The sequence below is a fragment of the Aromatoleum evansii genome (genome assembly GCF_012910805.1).
Taxonomy (GTDB): Bacteria; Pseudomonadota; Gammaproteobacteria; order Burkholderiales; family Rhodocyclaceae; genus Aromatoleum; species Aromatoleum evansii.
The window spans coordinates 1-384 of sequence record NZ_WTVK01000317.1 but is presented as its reverse complement, the minus strand read 5'-3'; the positions used below and the strand labels follow the sequence as shown (position 1 = coordinate 384).

The following is a 384-nucleotide window of genomic DNA, read 5'->3' as shown; positions in this document are numbered from 1 at the left end:
GGGTCGATCTGCGTCGCGTGGGCGAGCAACGCGCGCGAGCGCACGTCGAACCACTCGTCGCAGCGCACCCGCGTCGTGACGCGCCCCTCGGACCGGTCGCTGCGGCGCTCCAGCCATTCGGGGTACGGCGAATCGCGCCCGTCCTTCACGAGGGCCTCGTGGTAGGCGCTCAGCTTCGCGCGGGTGAAGGTGCGGTCGTAGTAGACCTTGAGCGGCTGCCACGGCGCACCGGCGTGCGGGTAGGCGTCCGGATCGCCCGCCGCGCGGACGGCGGCGATCGTCACGACGTGCGTCATGATGTGGTCCGGGTGCGGGTAACCGCCGTTCTCGTCGTACGTCGTGACGACGTGGGGGCGGCGCTCGCGGATGACCCGCACGAGCGCC

The 384-nt window shown here is 72.4% G+C and carries 1 protein-coding gene; it reads right to left on the bottom strand.

Translation table 11 applies throughout. The annotated features are described in order from the left end of the window. Positions 1 to 384, bottom strand: a 384-nt coding sequence (locus tag GO615_RS30160) for a PIG-L family deacetylase (RefSeq protein WP_211167459.1), incomplete at both ends; no start/stop codon positions are given.